General features: G+C 41.3%; 17 protein-coding genes and 2 pseudogenes. 11 read left to right on the top strand and 8 right to left on the bottom strand.

What is annotated here, in order from left to right:
- Nucleotides 1–206: 206 nt before the first annotated feature.
- Nucleotides 207–1,142, bottom strand: a pseudogene (locus tag HUX74_RS06625) (site-specific DNA-methyltransferase); the annotation flags it as partial.
- Nucleotides 1,143–1,161: 19 nt separating this feature from the next.
- Nucleotides 1,162–1,404, bottom strand: coding sequence for a helix-turn-helix transcriptional regulator (locus tag HUX74_RS06620; protein WP_005807157.1), 243 nt, complete (start codon nucleotides 1,402–1,404; stop codon nucleotides 1,162–1,164).
- Nucleotides 1,405–1,584: 180 nt separating this feature from the next.
- Between HUX74_RS06620 and HUX74_RS06615 the strand changes: the two genes are divergently transcribed.
- On the top strand, nucleotides 1,585–3,207 hold the full coding sequence (locus HUX74_RS06615) for a hypothetical protein (protein ID WP_008781601.1): 1,623 nt from the start codon (nucleotides 1,585–1,587) through the stop codon (nucleotides 3,205–3,207).
- Nucleotides 3,208–3,372: 165 nt separating this feature from the next.
- On the opposite strand, the gene HUX74_RS06610 is transcribed toward HUX74_RS06615, so the two are convergent.
- Entirely contained in the window at nucleotides 3,373–3,570 is a 198-nt protein-coding gene (locus tag HUX74_RS06610; protein WP_032534579.1) for a hypothetical protein, read from the bottom strand.
- A gap of 403 nt (nucleotides 3,571–3,973) precedes the next feature.
- Here HUX74_RS06610 and HUX74_RS06605 point away from each other — a divergent pair, with 403 nt between their 5' ends.
- From HUX74_RS06605 to HUX74_RS06575, 7 genes are all read left to right on the top strand, one after another.
- Nucleotides 3,974–4,387: a single-stranded DNA-binding protein gene (locus HUX74_RS06605; protein WP_005807140.1), complete on the top strand. Its 414-nt coding sequence runs from the start codon at nucleotides 3,974–3,976 to the stop codon at nucleotides 4,385–4,387.
- Nucleotides 4,388–4,621: 234 nt separating this feature from the next.
- Nucleotides 4,622–5,377 (top strand): ParA family protein, encoded by a 756-nt coding sequence (locus tag HUX74_RS06600; protein WP_125103929.1) that lies wholly within the window; start codon nucleotides 4,622–4,624, stop codon nucleotides 5,375–5,377.
- Between the two features lie 7 nt (nucleotides 5,378–5,384).
- Nucleotides 5,385–5,639 (top strand): hypothetical protein, encoded by a 255-nt coding sequence (locus tag HUX74_RS06595; protein ID WP_007215995.1) that lies wholly within the window; start codon nucleotides 5,385–5,387, stop codon nucleotides 5,637–5,639.
- 22 nt (nucleotides 5,640–5,661) lie between these two features.
- Nucleotides 5,662–6,282, top strand: coding sequence for a CatA-like O-acetyltransferase, family 2 (locus HUX74_RS06590; protein ID WP_071148957.1), 621 nt, complete (start codon nucleotides 5,662–5,664; stop codon nucleotides 6,280–6,282).
- 2 nt (nucleotides 6,283–6,284) lie between these two features.
- Nucleotides 6,285–6,824 carry a GNAT family N-acetyltransferase gene (locus HUX74_RS06585; protein ID WP_007215997.1) on the top strand — a complete coding sequence of 180 codons (540 nt, stop codon included), beginning with the start codon at nucleotides 6,285–6,287 and terminating at the stop codon, nucleotides 6,822–6,824.
- Between the two features lie 20 nt (nucleotides 6,825–6,844).
- A complete protein-coding gene (locus tag HUX74_RS06580) occupies nucleotides 6,845–7,243 on the top strand; it encodes an SRPBCC family protein (RefSeq protein WP_007215998.1) in 399 nt (132 codons plus the stop codon).
- On the top strand, nucleotides 7,240–7,737 hold the full coding sequence (locus HUX74_RS06575; protein ID WP_071148956.1) for a GNAT family N-acetyltransferase: 498 nt from the start codon (nucleotides 7,240–7,242) through the stop codon (nucleotides 7,735–7,737). The genes HUX74_RS06580 and HUX74_RS06575 overlap by 4 nt, the downstream gene beginning before the upstream one ends.
- Before the next feature lie 105 nt (nucleotides 7,738–7,842).
- Here the strand turns inward: HUX74_RS06575 and HUX74_RS06570 are convergent.
- Both HUX74_RS06570 and tet(Q) read right to left on the bottom strand, forming a co-directional pair.
- A pseudogene (locus tag HUX74_RS06570) lies at nucleotides 7,843–8,817 on the bottom strand (hybrid sensor histidine kinase/response regulator); the annotation flags it as partial.
- Complete coding sequence (tet(Q), locus tag HUX74_RS06565) at nucleotides 8,817–10,742, bottom strand: tetracycline resistance ribosomal protection protein Tet(Q) (RefSeq protein WP_174646388.1); 1,926 nt, start codon at nucleotides 10,740–10,742, stop codon at nucleotides 8,817–8,819. The pseudogene HUX74_RS06570 and the gene tet(Q), both read right to left, overlap by 1 nt.
- A gap of 409 nt (nucleotides 10,743–11,151) precedes the next feature.
- On the opposite strand from tet(Q), the gene HUX74_RS06560 reads away from it, so the two are divergent.
- Genes HUX74_RS06560 through HUX74_RS06550 form a run of 3 tightly spaced genes read left to right on the top strand, consistent with a single transcriptional unit; the run spans nucleotide 11,152 to nucleotide 14,469 of the window.
- Entirely contained in the window at nucleotides 11,152–12,408 is a 1,257-nt protein-coding gene (locus HUX74_RS06560) for a transposase (RefSeq protein ID WP_071149385.1), read from the top strand.
- A complete protein-coding gene (locus HUX74_RS06555; RefSeq protein WP_254592841.1) occupies nucleotides 12,405–13,283 on the top strand; it encodes a DNA methyltransferase in 879 nt (292 codons plus the stop codon). Before HUX74_RS06560 ends, HUX74_RS06555 begins: the two co-directional genes overlap by 4 nt.
- Nucleotides 13,284–13,311: 28 nt before the next feature.
- Nucleotides 13,312–14,469: a DEAD/DEAH box helicase gene (locus HUX74_RS06550; RefSeq protein ID WP_254592840.1), complete on the top strand. Its 1,158-nt coding sequence runs from the start codon at nucleotides 13,312–13,314 to the stop codon at nucleotides 14,467–14,469.
- Between the two features lie 16 nt (nucleotides 14,470–14,485).
- Here the strand turns inward: HUX74_RS06550 and HUX74_RS06545 are convergent, their stop codons facing one another.
- The 3 genes from HUX74_RS06545 to HUX74_RS06535 form a co-directional block, all read right to left on the bottom strand.
- Nucleotides 14,486–14,959 (bottom strand): hypothetical protein, encoded by a 474-nt coding sequence (locus tag HUX74_RS06545; protein WP_021416145.1) that lies wholly within the window; start codon nucleotides 14,957–14,959, stop codon nucleotides 14,486–14,488.
- A gap of 87 nt (nucleotides 14,960–15,046) precedes the next feature.
- Nucleotides 15,047–15,913 (bottom strand): aminoglycoside 6-adenylyltransferase AadE, encoded by an 867-nt coding sequence (locus HUX74_RS06540; protein ID WP_001255868.1) that lies wholly within the window; start codon nucleotides 15,911–15,913, stop codon nucleotides 15,047–15,049.
- Nucleotides 15,914–16,069: 156 nt separating this feature from the next.
- Nucleotides 16,070–16,261 (bottom strand): aspartate/glutamate racemase family protein, encoded by a 192-nt coding sequence (locus HUX74_RS06535; protein ID WP_370751961.1) that lies wholly within the window; start codon nucleotides 16,259–16,261, stop codon nucleotides 16,070–16,072.
- Between the last annotated feature and the right edge of the window lie 9 nt (nucleotides 16,262–16,270).

The raw sequence follows: 16,270 nt of genomic DNA, 5'->3' as shown, positions 1-16,270 counted from the left end.
GCAACTGCTAATTTACTAATTTTTAGCGACTTGGCCAATTTTTTTAGACGCTTATTTTCAGTCTTTCAGGCTATTATTCCCATCTATTTTAAGATTCGTTGTTTATGGTTGTCTGACAGGTGTACAAGTTCCTGTCAGAGGTGCTGTATATATGACGTAATATATTATAAATGAGTCTCTAAACTAAAAATTAACTAAGTATTGTTATCAGAAATTGATGTAAAATACGTTTTTTCCTGTGGCTTACCATTTCTCCAATCTATTTCATCATTCATGATTAAACGATTCATCCTTTCAAGCCCCACTCTCCACCGTCCTGGTAAACCATCAGGTGCAACTGGGAAATAATCCTTACCATCTGGACTTTTTATAGCAAAATACATACTTGGCCTATCTTCTCGGTGAGCCGAACTTCCCCATTTTTCTAATGGAGTAATTTTATATCGACCTCTCTCGTCCATATATTTGAAAGTATCTTCAGAAATAGCAACTGTTTCATCTTGCCAAATAAATTGGTCAGTCTTGCGATAAACTAATATGTATTCATGCTCAGTAACAAAAAAAGCATCTGTTTGACCACCACCTGATTTTTTCCGCCAAATTATGTTTCCACATAGATTATTCAAACCAAAAACCTCATCACAAAGTAATTTCAACTGTGCATGTTCATTATCGTCTATGGATATAAAGATGACTCCTTTATCCGACAAAAGTTGTTTAGCAATACGAAGTCTTTTATTCATAAATGACAACCATTTAGAATGACGGTATGAATCTTCACTATCCACAAACTTATCATTGTAAACAAAGTCTTTATTCCCTGTATTATATGGAGGATCTATATAGATAACATCAATATTCCCCTCATGAGTATAAGCAAGAGCTGTCAAAGCTTCAAGGTTATCTCCCTCAATAAGGATATGATTGGGGGCATCGGTATCTGTACTGATGATAGCTTTGTCTGTATCTTCGATCAGCATCGGCAACTCCTCGCGAAGACGTTCCTCCACATCTTCTGGTTTGTCTTCCCATACAAGTCCGTATTTCTTTTGCTTGCGAAGCATCTCTATCAATGCCGATTTTTCGTCATTTGTCAGCCCCTCTATTCCGCGTATCTTATTTACCAGTTCATTCTTATCCATAAGTAAATTCATTTTTCTGTTATTTGACAAGTCTTACCATCTGAATACCGCCTTCTAATGAAGAGTTCAGCAATTCTTTTACATCGACTTCCAGAACTCTGGCAATCTCAAGCAAAGTTTCCAACCCCGGCTGTGAAGTATTCGTACACCATTTTGATACCGTGGCCGGATCCTTGCCAAGTTGCTCTGCCAACCATTTGTTGGTTCGTTTCTTTTCAACGAGTACCACTTTAATTCGATTTATATCTTTCATCGTTTCCATTTTGGTGATGATTATCTCAATATATTGCAAATGTAATGAATTAGTCTCAATTAAGCATTATTCAAATAAGGTAATAAGCTATAAACATTGCGAATTACATCAATATTTATGTGAGATATTGACCTTTTTACTCTTTATCGACAATAAAAATGAGTAACTTTGCACAAACGAATAGTCATTATGAATAAACACTTGACAGAAACAGAATTTTATCATAAATCACATATAGAGATACTATCTAATCATTTTTTAGAGAATGATTGGGTTTGGCTATATAAGAAATACTATGAAAGCAGTGATGGTGTGGAAAGATATCATAAGTACGTTTCTTATTTGGCGACCCCTATAAGTGCAGCGTTTTCATTGAAAACTCCGAATACTGACATACAAGATGATGTAAGAGTAGCTTTAATGGGTGATTATACATATAGGCCCTTTGCAAAACCAGGATTCGAAAATCTTGTAACAGTACGAGATTTCAAAGTATCAAGAACTTATTATAAGGATATTAGAATCGCTGAAGAATTGATTTACTATTTTAACCTTTTTGAGAGTAAAGAAGAAAATGGTGATACCTGCTATTACAAAATTGAAAACGATACAAAAAAACTTGTATGCCTTATTAACAAAGATTCTGTAAAAATATTGAATCAATATCTTGTAGAATTTATGGCCGCTAAAAGAATGGATTTGATATGTTGTTGCCAGTCAGAAATTGAATTTGATTTAGGAGCTATTGATTTGCCATTCGAAATAGAATGTACAAATGGTAAATTTAAGGATATCAGCCCAAATGCTAAATCTAACTATCAAATCTGTATATCACCACACTTTGCTAAAATTCAAAGCTGGTTTAATGGTAAGATCATATTTAACCATGAATCATTGAAAAGTATTATTGAACGGATGAAGACAAGTGTCAACTATATTATAGGAACAGATGTTAATGGTGCTCCGATAGCTTCTACGGTTGCAACAGATCCTTATACTCCTGTTTTTTTTGATAAAAAAGTACAAGCGTATTATAATTATCAAGGATGCCGTATAGAAGAATTACGTATCATAAGTCCTAACTTCACCTTAAGGTGCGATAATGACCATAATGATTATGTGGTGGTGTTTTTACGTGATATTCAAGACCTTCCTTATCGCGAACAATGTATATGGAAAGGTTTTAATATTACTCCTGACGGCAGAACATTTAGCAAACTTTTTCAAAAAACGATAATTGAAGGCAAATGGAATGGTGTTGCACAGTCTATAGACTTTGTCTTTCGAGATTTGTATAAAACCTTTGTCGCTAAATGGGAGGAGAAGTATGGTTGGAAACTGTTTAAGTCATTAAATGGAATCCAGGCAGAATATTTCAATCAAATTTGTATTCTAAATAGAGATGATTATGAAGCTCTTACTGACCTTGTAAAATATTTATCACTATTGCTACAAGAAAGCCTTGATTTGGAAATGATGGAAATGATTATTCCTGCTAAAACTGAAATCAAAGAAAAAGTAGTAAATGGTGAAAAAACTAAGGAATCAACTAAAGAAAAACCCTTATCACATCTTGATAGAATTTTAGAAACACTCAATATTGAAGGCTACAATTTTATTGTATTTCTCAGGAATCTTCAATCCTTACGTTCCTATATGCTTCATCGAAATAGTAAGAAATTAGATAAAGACAAAAAAAGGGCTTTTGAGTATTTCGGCTTAAATGAAGATAAATCAAATTCCCAGTCGGTTTCAAATAATGTATTATCGCTCGGTGCAACAGCTATTTCAAATATGATAAAACAATTGTAAATACATGTGTTATTACATCAAGATCTACATCTTTCAAAATTGAATCCTTTTCTATCCGGCTTTCCCCACCCGAAAATTAAGGTATGATGTCTGTGCCGCGGTCCGCCCTCCACTCCAAGGTACGGAAGGCTGTGCCCGATCAACGGCAGTCTGCATCATACCGCTTCATGCCGGAGCTTCGACCTGTCGAAACAACCGGTATTCCGCTATATGGGCATCCTGCCTGGTTGTTGCTCCGGCACATTCCGCCTTCTGTCCGTAGCTTTTCTTTCCGGGCCGACGGCGTCGTGGGCAAACGGTGACACATTCTGCTTGTGCCGTCCGTCGTGCCTCCGGCATGTCACAGGCAGATAGAGTCCCCATTTTGTTTGCCCGGCAGACCGTTTCTTTTACCCGCCCAAGCCGTCATTCATCACTTTTATAAACATCCCCTTATATATACGGGACAATTCTGCCTTTTATATCTGTATCGGGATTACCTTCTCTCGTCATACCTTGCCTGCCGCCGCGTAGGTTTTATCAGGTGCGAATGTAGGCTGTCGCGCCTGATTCTTCCGTTTTGAAGTGCATTTTGAAGGAAAATCTTCCTTGCCGGGCAAGAGTATTTTGCTTCAAAAAAACGTCGAATGGGCTGTACCGACATCCTTGTCATGCACCATAAAACCCCAAGGCGGTCCGGCAGAAAGGATCCGACCAGAGGGAAGAAAAAAACAAAGTCACAGGTAATGGCAGGACTAACCACCTTGCCGCAAAACATTTTCAAATTATGCTATACATTCACACTATCGGTCGCATCGGAAAGGATTGTCAGGTTATCGAGGGTACACACGGTTCGTTTATTGCTTTTGACATGGCAGTAGATGACTTCTCGCACGGAAACGCCGTTACCACATGGGTAAGGGTACGCAGCAACAAGGAAAACCATATCCGCCTCTCCGAATACCTCACCAAAGGGCGCATGGTCCTTGTCGGGGGAACATTGTCAACTTCACTGTGGAAGGACAAAAACGGCGACAGCCAGATCCAGCTCTCCATCACGGCGGATGCCCTGGAGTTCATCAATACCGGTAAACGGGAAGGTACAACCTCCGAAGCCGACGGCCAAGCCGCAGCTGCCGATAACGCACCAGTTCCTCCGGCGGACATGCCACAGGACGGGGAGGAAGACCTTCCGTTCTGACATCTTCCGGAAAACGGTCACGGATGTAGTATTTACTAATTGTAGTAATTTAGGAGATTAGTAAATCCCGGGTTACGAAAAATAGTAGATACTACATTTAGTGGCTAAGTCTTTTAGTAGAGTAGTAAATACTACGATACTAAAATATGTTATAGTAGTAAAATAGTAAATACTAATTGTAGTGAAGACTAAAAATAGTATTATCTTTGTACCAGAACATTAAGACTCTGAATCATGACAAAAATTATAGCAGCTCTGAATCATAAAGGTGGGGTCGGAAAGACAACCACTACCATAAATCTCGCTGCCGCACTGCAGCTGAAGAAAAAACGTGTGCTCCTGATCGACATGGACGGTCAGGCAAACCTCACGGAATCCTGCGGCCTGTCCATCGAGGAAGAACAGACCGTGTACGGGGCGATGAAGGGCGAATACCCTTTGCCGCTGGTCGAACTGAACAACGGCCTTGCCATCGTTCCCTCGTGCCTTGACCTGTCGGCTGCCGAATCGGAACTTATCAACGAACCTGGCCGGGAACTGATACTGAAAGGGCTGATTGCGAAGCTGCTTGACAGCCGGAAATTCGACTATATACTGATTGACTGTCCGCCATCGCTGGGACTGCTCACGCTCAATGCGCTTACCGCATCGGACTTCTTGATTATCCCGGTACAGGCACAGTTCCTCGCCATGCGCGGTATGGCAAAGATTACGAATGTGGTTAAAATCGTCAGGGAACGCCTGAATCCGGGACTGAGCATCGGAGGTATCGTGATCACCCAGTTCGACAAGCGCAAGACGCTTAACAAAAGCGTGTCCGAGCTCATCAACGATTCTTTCTGCGACAAGGTGTTCAAGACCGTCATCCGGGACAACGTGGCTCTGGCGGAAGCTCCTATCAAGGGTCTGAACATTTTCGAGTATAACAAAAACAGCAACGGGGCCAAGGATTATATGGACTTGGCGCTGGAGGTACTGAAACTAAAGTAAAAACAATATGGGCAAAAGCGATTTATTGAAAGACGGTATGAAAAGCGGCCTTGACGGGCTGCTTTCATCAACCAAAAAATCCCCGCAGAAAAAAGAAACGGCTCCGGCCAAGGCGGAAAAGGAACCGGCGGTGCATTGCAACTTCGTCATTAACAAGAGCATTCATACCAGGATGAAATACCTGGCCATCGAAAAGAACATGTCTCTCCGTGACATCGTCAACGAGGCCATGAGAGAATATCTGGAGAAGCATGAAAAATGATTGAAAATTTGAAAGACGCACTATGAGAGAAATAAATCCCAAAGAAACCACCCGTGCATACGCATTTGAGCTTTGGATGAAAGCCCCGATGCCGATGGTTACATTTTTCAAGACTTTGGATGTCAGTCGTCTGGTCAAAATCAGCAAAAAGTCAGGTATGAAATTCAATATGCTGATGTGCTGGTGCATCGGCAAGGCGGCAAGCGGTATCAAGGAATTTTATATGCTGCCTGTCGGAGACAAATTGATGCAATATGATGCCATTGCGGTTAATACCATTGTTATGAACAAGGACAATGAGGTCAGTTCATGCGATGTGCCCTTTTCTGATGATTTGCAGCTATTCAATGAAGATTATCTGAAATTGACAACGGATGTAGCACAAAGCTGTGAGAACCACGACTTGACTGAAAGCATGGTAATAGGAACTTCCGCACTGGCCCAATATGAAATTGACGGTGCGGTAGGTATGTACAGCGGTATCTTCAACAATCCGTTTATGATATGGGGCAAGTACCGTAAGGGGTTCTTCAGGACGACACTGACGGTTTCATTCCAATTCCATCACACTCAAATGGATGGGGCACATGCTGCAAAGTTCCTGGATCGCTTGCAGCAGGAAATCAATAAATTACTTGTATAGCGATGAATATGGAAACACAAAGATTGATACTTCGTCCCTGGACAGAAAACGATGCAGAGTCTCTTTATAATTATGCCAAAGATCCTGCTATCGGCCCCATTGCCGGATGGCCTCCTCATACATCTGTGGAAAACAGCAGAGAAATAATACGCGATATCCTTTCTGCACCCGAGACATACGCTGTAGTATTGAAAGAAACCAATGAACCGATAGGCAGTGTCGGAATTATGTTCGCTGATGGCGTACACAGTGCGGAGATGCAGGATGGAGATGCAGAAATAGGATATTGGATAGGTGTTCCTTATTGGGGACAGGGACTTATACCGGAAGCCGTACAACGTTTGTTGAAGCGTTGCTTCGTCGAACTTGATGTGAAACGGGTCTGGTGTGGACATTATGACGGAAACATCAAATCCCGCAGGGTAATGGAAAAATGTGGATTCAAGTACCATCACACAGAAGAAGGAAAGACTTCTCCGTTAGGAGATATCCGTACAGAACATTTTACTTTGCTTACCAGAGAGGACTGGAAAAAACGGTAAGAGAAATATAAAAATGTCCCATGATAAGAACTACGATAAAATCATTTATACAGGCTGATTTGGAATCTGTCTGGCATTCTGTCACTTCACTTTACGACTATTCATGGCGAAGTGACATAAAGGACATAGAAGTTTCCGACGAGCGCCATTTCAGGGAGATAAGTAATGAAGGCTATGTCACCTGTTTTACTGTTACTGTTATAGAGCCTTTTCTAAAATATTCATTTCTTATGGATAATGTGAACTTTTCCGGGGAGTGGACGGGACATTTCAGACAGGCTGAAAATGGAACGGAAGTGATTTTTACAGAGTCAATTAACCTAAAGAAATGGTGGTTATATCCTTTTGCATTGTTGTATTTGAAATTACAGCAGAAACGGTATATAGCTGACCTGAAAAGAAAATGTGAACAAGAATGAACGGATCGGCCAAGTATATAATACGCCATTTGCAAGGTAGTGAGAACCATTTGCTAAGAGAATTTCTTTACGAAGCGATTTATATTCCTGAAGGAGTCAAACCGCCCTCAAAGGACGTGGTGGATTTACCTGAACTGAAACTGTATATTGAGGACTTCGGAAATAAAAAAGATGACTTTTGTCTGGTCGCAGACAGTGAAGGCAAAGTGGTTGGTGCTGTGTGGGTACGTATTATGAATGATTACGGACATGTGGATGACAGGACCCCATCGCTCTCCATATCCCTATATAAGGAATACAGGAGTAAAGGCATAGGAAGCCATCTTATGCGTGAAATGTTTCGATTACTTGAGAGCAAAGGATATAGTCGCGTCTCTCTGTCCGTACAAAAGGCGAACTATGCCGTCCGAATGTATCTAAAACTTGGATTTAAGATCATCCATGAGACTGAAGAGGAGTTTGTCATGCTTAAAGATCTCTCACTATCCTACTAAAGACGGACAACCTCTTATATATGTCATCTTCTTCAAGAAGACATCTCCCTATTATAGATTACCGGTAAATTATCGGTAATCTTTTTCTTTTATAGTTCCATAGAACATCAGTCCGGCATAACCCGTTATTGCCGTCAGTGGTGTACGTAATTCATGGGTAATGGTATGAACGGCTTTCTTGCGAGAGGCTATCAGTGCCTCGTTTCGCTTTGCCATTTGTTGCAGTCGCTCAATTAAATCTGCGGTTTCCTGTTTATATCGCTTGATGCGGTTGGCATTTCGGTGTATGATGATATATGATATGACCAGTAGCAGTATAACGAACCCTGTCAAGCCCCCAATCTGAATGAACGACCGTTCCCGCATGGCTGTTATCTCGGCTTCCCGCTTTTGTAGGTCAGTTTGTACTTTCCCGTCTATTTGAACAACCAGTCCTTGCAGTTGCCTGTTAAGTTCCGCATTTCGTGCGGCAAGGCTATCGGCATGAACCGATAAGCGACGGCTTTGCGCCTGTTGTTCGGTTCTCATATTCCGGTTAAAGGAACGGTGCATCGTGGTAGTCACAGTTGGTTTCGCTTCTTCCTTTTTGCCGAAGATGCCCAAGAATCCTTTTCGTTTAGGTTTCTTGGGTTGTTCTTGCACACTTTTCTGCGCGATTACGGGTACTTGACGGGGTATCTTATCGTTGATGGCTTGTTGCTGTTCAAGTATCTGCACGATTTGGCACATCTGCCGTTCCTTATCTTCGAGAAGATGGCGTACGCTGTCTATACGCTCTGCCGGATAGGTAGCTTTGAAACGGCAGAGCATACTGTCCATTGCCATACGCTGTGCATGGTAATGTTCGATATCTTTATCGTTCCATTCCAGTATTGTTTCACCAAATAGAGAGAATTTTATCATTTGAATATTGATATTGTTTATCTCTTTTCGGAACTCGTCTATTTTTTTATTGTCAAGTTCTAATGCTTCTATCTCCTGCCATTCATAGAAGCTATTATATGCTATACATCCGATAAGAACGGAGATAAGTATATACCCCAACCGTATTGTCTTATAGAAATTCCTGGATCGTTCCATTATTTTGATGATACTGATTTTTCAAACATGAATAAAAGTTTATCCTTTTCTTCCATACGGGTATTATCAGAATAACCGCCTTTTGTTATTTGATACCCACACGGCTTAACCATAAAAGTGCCTAAGCCTTTAGTGTATGAACTTACTTCTGAGGCATAGTCTTTACTTGTATTTAATGGAACTTTCCCTTCAATAAGACACCACTCATTATTACAACTGATACCTTTAATCTCAGACATCATTTTTTGCAGATCTGTAATAGCTTTGGAACTTGCTACTTGTGGTATCTGCAACTCAAAACAGAGCATCGGTTCGAGAATGTCCACACCTGACTGTTGCAAAGCCAGCCTGAAGACATAAGGGGTCAGCTGTCTGAAATCAGCAGGTGTACTTACCGGGCTATAATACTCGGCTTGAGTAAAAGTTACTTTCAGATCTGTCACTTCCCATCCATGTAAACCAGATTGGCAAGACATACGAATCCCTTCAAAAACGGCATTTTGAAAAGAATGGTTCAGATAACCATAGGAGATGTCACTTTCGATTTGCAACCCTGCCCCTAACGGTAAGGGTTCAAGAGTCAGCCCTATTGTGGCCCAGTAAGGGTTGGGTGGTACTTCGATCTGAATAATCTTATTGACCTTTTTTATAGGTCGTTCTTTGTAGATAGTCTTGATCTCATCAAAATGGACCTTTACGGAAAATCGTTCTTCCAGCAATGTCTGTATGATTTCCTTTTGGGTCAAACCATATAACGAGATTTCCAATTCATCACTATATGAGTTTATGGAAAAGGACAAAGACGGGTCTTCAATCCACAATGTATTCAGAGCGGATATCACCTTGCTTCTCTCTTCGGGCTTATTTGGCCGGACGGAGGATTTGAGAGCGGGATGCTGATGAGATAATCCTTGAATCAAACAAGGTTTAGCACCTAAATAATCTCCGATTCGAAAATCTTCTATATCTTCTACAATCGCGATATCATTGGCACCCACTTCATCAACATTTATCTCTCTGCCCTGATAAATAGTCTTTAGATTTTTAATCTTGATGAATTTTTCCGAATCGTTGATTCTTACAACGTCTCGAAGTCTCAGACTTCCGTCAATTATTTTAAGAAAACTTCTTTTATGCCCTTTGGGGTCATGCTCTATCTTATAGAGATAAGCTGAAAGTCTGTTTGAGACTGATGCCGGAGGAAGTATAAAAGAAGAAATGGCGTCCAACAACTCATTGATACCGATATTGAACATTGCTGATCCATGTAGCACCGGATAGACTTTGGCTTTTGCCACAAGAGCGATTATCGTATTCCAATAATCAGCCGGTGAAATTTCGCTATCCGCCAAATATCGTTCTAATATATCGTCGTCATGGTTGCATACAAATTCTTTGTATTCTTCCTTTATATATGTTTGGGAGCAAACCGGATAAACCGATCCATCGACAACAGTTTGCATAAACAGGACATCTTGCGACAGATTTGTTTTTATGTCCAGATATAAACGCTCAAGATTTACGCCGGCACGATCAATCTTATTGATAAATATAATTGTCGGGATTTGCAGTTTTTGCAAAGTCTTGAACAGCAACTTTGTTTGTGCTTGTATGCCTTCCTTTGCCGATAATATGAGGACTGCACCATCAAGCATTTTGAATGTCCGCTCCACCTCTGCAATAAAATCCATGTGTCCCGGAGTGTCAATGATATTGCATTTCACACCATTCCAAACAATAGATGTCGTAGAAGCCCGAATAGTAATTCCTCTACGTTTTTCTATATCCATAGAGTCTGTTATGGTGTCACCTTTATCAACACTGCCGCGCTTTTCCGTTGCTCCGCAGGCAAATAGCAGATTTTCGGTTACGGAAGTTTTTCCTGCATCAATGTGAGCAAGAATTCCTAAATTTATAATGTTCATTTGATTAAGCAATAATATACTACAATAGATGCATTGCCGAAACGCACCTTTTAATACCTCCTCGTAGCATGTAGAAAACTACAGGATTCTTAACTCGTATTAATATGTATATTATTACTGCCGCATAATTGAACGCAAATTTACGAAAAAAAAGTTCCCTGACAAAAGCACAAAGAACTTTTTTAACAATACTTAGTTAATTTTTAGTTTAGAGACTCATTTATAATATATTACGTCATATATACAGCACCTCTGACAGGAACTTGTACACCTGTCAGACAACCATAAACAACGAATCTTAAAATAGATGGGAATAATAGCCTGAAAGACTGAAAATAAGCGTCTAAAAAAATTGGCCAAGTCGCTAAAAATTAGTAAATTAGCAGTTGCCAGACAAACCAATTTGCTAATGGAAATTCAGCCACTTGACCAGCTCACCAAGATCATCAATGATGCCCTTGATGGCACTGCAAAGTTACGCAAAAGTTTTAAAACTTTCTTCGTCATTACTTCAATTCTTTTCCTAAGCATGACGAAACGTAAGAACTTCACCCAAATGGCGCTGTCCAGCGACTGCTGCGAGAGCCGTTTCAGACAGAACTTCCGGAAGAAGTTTGACTGGGTGGGATATAACCTTGCGTACTGCAGGGAGAAACTCCAGCACAGGATTGCCATCGCCATCGACCCGAGCTACATTCCCAAGTCGGGAAAGCACACTCCCGGCACGGGATACTTCTGGAGTGGATGCGCATCTGCCGCGAAATGGGGGCTTGAGATTCTGGGCATAGCGCTTGTTGATGCCGATGAGCGTGATGCCGTACATCTCAGGGCTGTGCAGACGGTGGACATCGTGTCCAGAGGCCGTCCTCCCAAGTACCTTGCGGGAATGGATGATCCAAATTCACTGCTGGCATGGTATCTTAAGGTCATTGCCTCTCAGAAAGATGCACTTTGGAAAGTCTGCAAGACGGTAGTTGCTGATGCCTATTTCTCGAAGAAACCTTTTGTGGATGGTCTCATTGCTTTGGGATTCAACCTTATAAGCAGATTCAGGAGCGATGTAAGACTGCGTTATCTTTATGATGGTCCCAAGACCGGCAAGCGTGGAAGACCTAAGGTCTATGGTGACAGGGTGGACATCAGGAATCTCGACATGAATGCGTTTGTGAGTGAAGACATCACCTCGGATGACAAGGTGGTAACACTCTATTCTGCGGTTGTCTGGTCGGCAGGTCTCAAGCGCAAGGTCAAGGTGGTCATTGTTGACTGCCTCGAGCCAGGCAGGAAGACTCAGGAGAGGAAGGTGTTCTTCTCTACAGACACCTCGATGTCTGCCAGAGACATCATGGACATCTACCGAACCCGATTCCAGATTGAGTACCTTTACCGCGATGCAAAGCAGTTTACCGGACTCGCCCACTGCCAGTCACGGAAGAGGGAATCACTGGACTTTGCGTTCAACATGTCGCTCTCCTCTGTCAACGTGGCAAGGGCTTTTGCCCGGAGTTGCGGCGTGCATCTTTCTGTCTCCAATGTAAAGACGCTGATTCATAATGCGGATATGATACAGAGATTTATTCGTATGTCTGGAAAGCACCCACACAGGCTATTAAATACCAACGATTTCAAAGAACTCTTATATTATGGCGTCTCGGACGCTGCGTGATTATCCAAAATTTAACGAACTATTGTGATAAAAGAAAAGTAAATAAATCGCGTAGCATTTACTATAATATTGGCGAAACTGGCGAGGGGACCAAATTGCTAACTGATATTTTTTCGCAAAAAGATATTTTTGGTAATCCTAAACCATTAAATCTTGTAAAAGATTTGATTTCGCATAACAATCGTGATTCTACTATACTCGATTTTTTCGCTGGCAGTGGTACAACCCTCCATGCTACCATGCAACTTAATGCAGAAGATGGAGGACATCGTAAGTGTATCCTTGTAACCAACAATGAAAACAATATCTGTGAAAATGTAACTTATATTCGTAACAAACGAGTTATTCAAGGATATACGACTCCTAAGGGAGAAGAAATCCCTGGACTTACAGGTAATACGTTGCGTTATTATAAGACAGACTTTATATCGAGAGATCAAACACCTCGGAACATGCGAGCATTGGTTGCAGCCTCTACCGACTTGCTTTGTATAAAGAATGATATTTACAAGGAGGCCAAACTTGCAGGACGGAACATCAATTCGAAGATTGCTCGCTATTTTGAAGAAGGCGACAGCCGTATGCTTATAATTTATGATGAACGAGCTATATCCGCCATTGCAGAAATCCTTGAAATGGTTGAATCCGGAAAAGAGAAAATCAAAGTATATGTATTTTCTCCGAGTAGTTATGCTTACGATGACGAATTTGAGGAGGTCGCGGACAAAGTACAGCTTTGTGCATTGCCGGACGCTATTTACCAGGCTTATCAGAAAGTCCTGCCTAAACGTCGCCCAAAATTCCTGCCGGAAGCAATGGAAGAAGCAGAGCAAAGTAATGATTCTGAAACCGGATTGTTTATGAGAGAAGCATAAGGAAAGGATTGATAAAAAGGAAAGAAAAATGAAAAATATACAATATCAACAGAAGGCTGTAAGTGAACTGGTGGAAAAGACCATCGGGTTACTTTCTCTTAGCGGAAATCGCCATACGCTCGTGTTCAAAGCACCAACTGGCAGCGGAAAGACAGTTATGGCTTCTGATATGCTTATGCGATTGAACGATGAATTGACTGAACGTCCAGATGCACCGTTCACTGAAGTGGCATATATTTGGATTGCACCAAACAAACTTCATGAGCAGAGTTATTTCAAGATGAAAAACTATTTTACGGAAACGAAAATTCTGCGTCCCATGATTTATGATGAACTGGATCATTCAATAGAAGGATACATACATCCCGGAGAAATTCTGTTCGTAAACTGGGAAAGCATCAATAAAGACAATGCTGTGATAGTACGTGAAACAGAACTTTCGGCTTCACTATACGATATTACCCGCCGTACACAGGAAGATAATGGTATTCCGATAATAGTAATCATAGACGAGGAGCACATGTTCGGAAGTCGCAATGCGAGAAAATCGGAAAAAGTGCTGAGCAACATCTGTCCGAAAGTGGAAATCCGTATTTCAGCCACACCTCTACCGGAATCAACCGCAAAGGCGGAAGAACAGGTTACGGTTCCACGAGAACGTGTTATTGCAGAACAGATGATCAAGGAAAGTGTCATTCTGAATCCGGCACTGGAGTTCAATCCGATGCTTGGTACATTGAACCAGCAACTTATCAATCTTGCTTTGAAAAAGCGCGAAGAACTGGCGGATGCCTATCGGAAAGAAGGTGTGGACATCAATCCTTTGCTCCTGATACAATTGCCAAATGATGGGGAGGCAATGACTGGGGATGATAATTCGGTCAAAGAGGAAGTTCTGACCTATCTTGACAGCATCAAAGGAATCAATGTGGCAAACGGAAAGCTCGCAATATGGTTGAGTAACGAGAAGACTGACAATCTGCAAACAATAGCCAATCCTGATGATATAACAGAAGTTTTGTTGTTCAAACAGGCCATTGCTTTAGGTTGGGATTGTCCACGAGCAGCCGTATTATTGATATTCAGGAAGATAGAAAGCTTTACTTTTTCAGCTCAGACTGTAGGTCGTATTCTCCGTATGCCTGAACAACGTTTTTATCAAAATGATATGTTGAACAGAGGTTAGGTCAGTTTACAAGGAACTACACGCAGACCGTGAAACGGGCTGCTGACAACAAACGGCGGTATGCTCCCGGAGAGGGCAGCATACCGCCTGTTTTGTTGTCCGGGGTTTCCAAAGGGGTGCCCCCTTTGGCACACGACTTTGCTTGCAAAGTGTAGTGTGTTATACCTGCTGGCGTGGCTGACGGGGGAAACGGGGTGCGGTGCTTCTTGCGCCCCGTTTGCTCCGGCAGGAAAACAGGCTGAATTTTTGCGAATGGGAATGAGCAAAAAATCGGCCTGTTTTCAGAGAACGGCGGCAGGTATATGAAAGCCCCCGTCCCTCGTCCTACGCTCCGACTTGTGGACAAAGTGTCCCGAAGTTGTGGCCACACTCCCGGAAAAGTAGCAGGACAGCGGGCAACCGTCAAGGCTGAAATGAACGGGGTTACACCCGGCCTTGACCGCCGCCCGCCGCCCCGCTGGATGGGTGGACAAGGCGGCCAATCCCTCAAAGTGCTTGTCCGCGCTCTTTCTGATTTTGAGGTATTCAGTTTTTCAAAATTGAATAATCAAAATAAATTTTTTCGATTGAAAAAATTTTATTTGTTATCATCTTCAATGCCATATTTTTTCTTTTGCCGAATCACATAATTACTGATTTTTTCATCATATAGTGGATACTGGTAATCCAACTGGCATGCCACTTCTGACGAAACCTCCCGGAACAATGCCATACATTGTTCAAAGGATTCCCACATATGGGGATAGGAATCCATATTATAAGTGGACATAAGTCGTTCCCACAATTCCTCTGGGACATATTGCTTCATAAATTTATAGTTTTTTCCCAAACTGAAATGAAATCCCTGTTTGATACCAATCAGCCAGGAAATCATGCGAAGCAATTCTTTTCGTACTATATCATTCATATGGTCAATAGCAAAAAGAATTTCTTTGCGGCATAAGCCCTTTACTACATATGTTGTAGTATTCCAAAATTCATTACAGCAATCGTCAAACATTCTTTGAGTAGGCTTCTGCAAGTGGTAGTCTATATCCGTTGGTATTGGCGGCTTTACGATACGGTTGTCTTTATCCAACAGTAACTTTACCAGTTTATCCCATGTAAAATACTCGTCTATCAGTTCCAGCGGCAGCAAAGTTAAATCTATCTTAACATCATCAGTAAACAGCATTAAATATGAAAATCCCTTTTCTACAGCTGGAAATAATTCCATATCTTCCGGCTTTTGCAGAATCAACCTTTCACCAAATATATCTAGCCATTTATCATCACTTGTGAAGCTGTCCATATCCGTAACAAAAAAAGTAATATCAAAATCCTGAAAATCATCAGGCGGAATATTTGTATTTGTTCTAGATCCTTCCAAAGTAACCATGCGAATGCGTTTGTCTGTTTTTGCAAAATTCAAAACAATATCATAAACTTCCTTTTCTGATCTCATTTTTATCTCCTCCAATTATTGAAATAGGTGTGAAGCCATTTTAGGGCTTTCCCGCCTTGATTACCCTTTAGCAAAGACGGGCGGGGCTGTCAACGGCGGCGCATGAAATGCGCCGTTCATCTTGACCGTTGACTGGCTCGGCTGGCTTTGCTATTTTTATCGAATTGCATATTGGTAAATTGCATTGATATGTACTTGGGTTGTATTCACGATTGGCACATTAACATCTTCGGGCTTTATGGCAAGTGGCAGCTCCGTACAGGCGAGAATGAGTGCATCTACATTTTCTTTTTCAATGTATTTATTTGCCAGTGCAATCATTTTCTCTTTATCACTAGGAATTACTATGCCATTCTC

It is taken from the genome of Bacteroides sp. Marseille-P8574, assembly GCF_902825465.1.
Lineage (GTDB): Bacteria > Bacteroidota > Bacteroidia > Bacteroidales > Bacteroidaceae > Bacteroides > Bacteroides uniformis.
The sequence above is the reverse complement of the archived record's forward strand: the minus strand, read 5'-3'. Positions and strand labels throughout refer to the sequence as shown.

Coding starts and splice junctions, on each gene's coding strand:
- HUX74_RS06540 (WP_001255868.1), bottom strand. CDS start 15,913: ATGAGATCAGAAAAGGAAGTTTATGATATTGTTTTGAATTTTGCAAAA.
- HUX74_RS06575 (WP_071148956.1), top strand. CDS start 7,240: ATGAACGGATCGGCCAAGTATATAATACGCCATTTGCAAGGTAGTGAG.
- HUX74_RS06585 (WP_007215997.1), top strand. CDS start 6,285: ATGAATATGGAAACACAAAGATTGATACTTCGTCCCTGGACAGAAAAC.
- HUX74_RS06595 (WP_007215995.1), top strand. CDS start 5,385: ATGGGCAAAAGCGATTTATTGAAAGACGGTATGAAAAGCGGCCTTGAC.
- HUX74_RS06610 (WP_032534579.1), bottom strand. CDS start 3,570: ATGGGGACTCTATCTGCCTGTGACATGCCGGAGGCACGACGGACGGCA.
- HUX74_RS06620 (WP_005807157.1), bottom strand. CDS start 1,404: ATGGAAACGATGAAAGATATAAATCGAATTAAAGTGGTACTCGTTGAA.
- HUX74_RS06580 (WP_007215998.1), top strand. CDS start 6,845: ATGATAAGAACTACGATAAAATCATTTATACAGGCTGATTTGGAATCT.
- HUX74_RS06560 (WP_071149385.1), top strand. CDS start 11,152: ATGGAAATTCAGCCACTTGACCAGCTCACCAAGATCATCAATGATGCC.
- HUX74_RS06590 (WP_071148957.1), top strand. CDS start 5,662: ATGAGAGAAATAAATCCCAAAGAAACCACCCGTGCATACGCATTTGAG.
- HUX74_RS06615 (WP_008781601.1), top strand. CDS start 1,585: ATGAATAAACACTTGACAGAAACAGAATTTTATCATAAATCACATATA.
- HUX74_RS06605 (WP_005807140.1), top strand. CDS start 3,974: ATGCTATACATTCACACTATCGGTCGCATCGGAAAGGATTGTCAGGTT.
- HUX74_RS06600 (WP_125103929.1), top strand. CDS start 4,622: ATGACAAAAATTATAGCAGCTCTGAATCATAAAGGTGGGGTCGGAAAG.
- HUX74_RS06550 (WP_254592840.1), top strand. CDS start 13,312: ATGAAAAATATACAATATCAACAGAAGGCTGTAAGTGAACTGGTGGAA.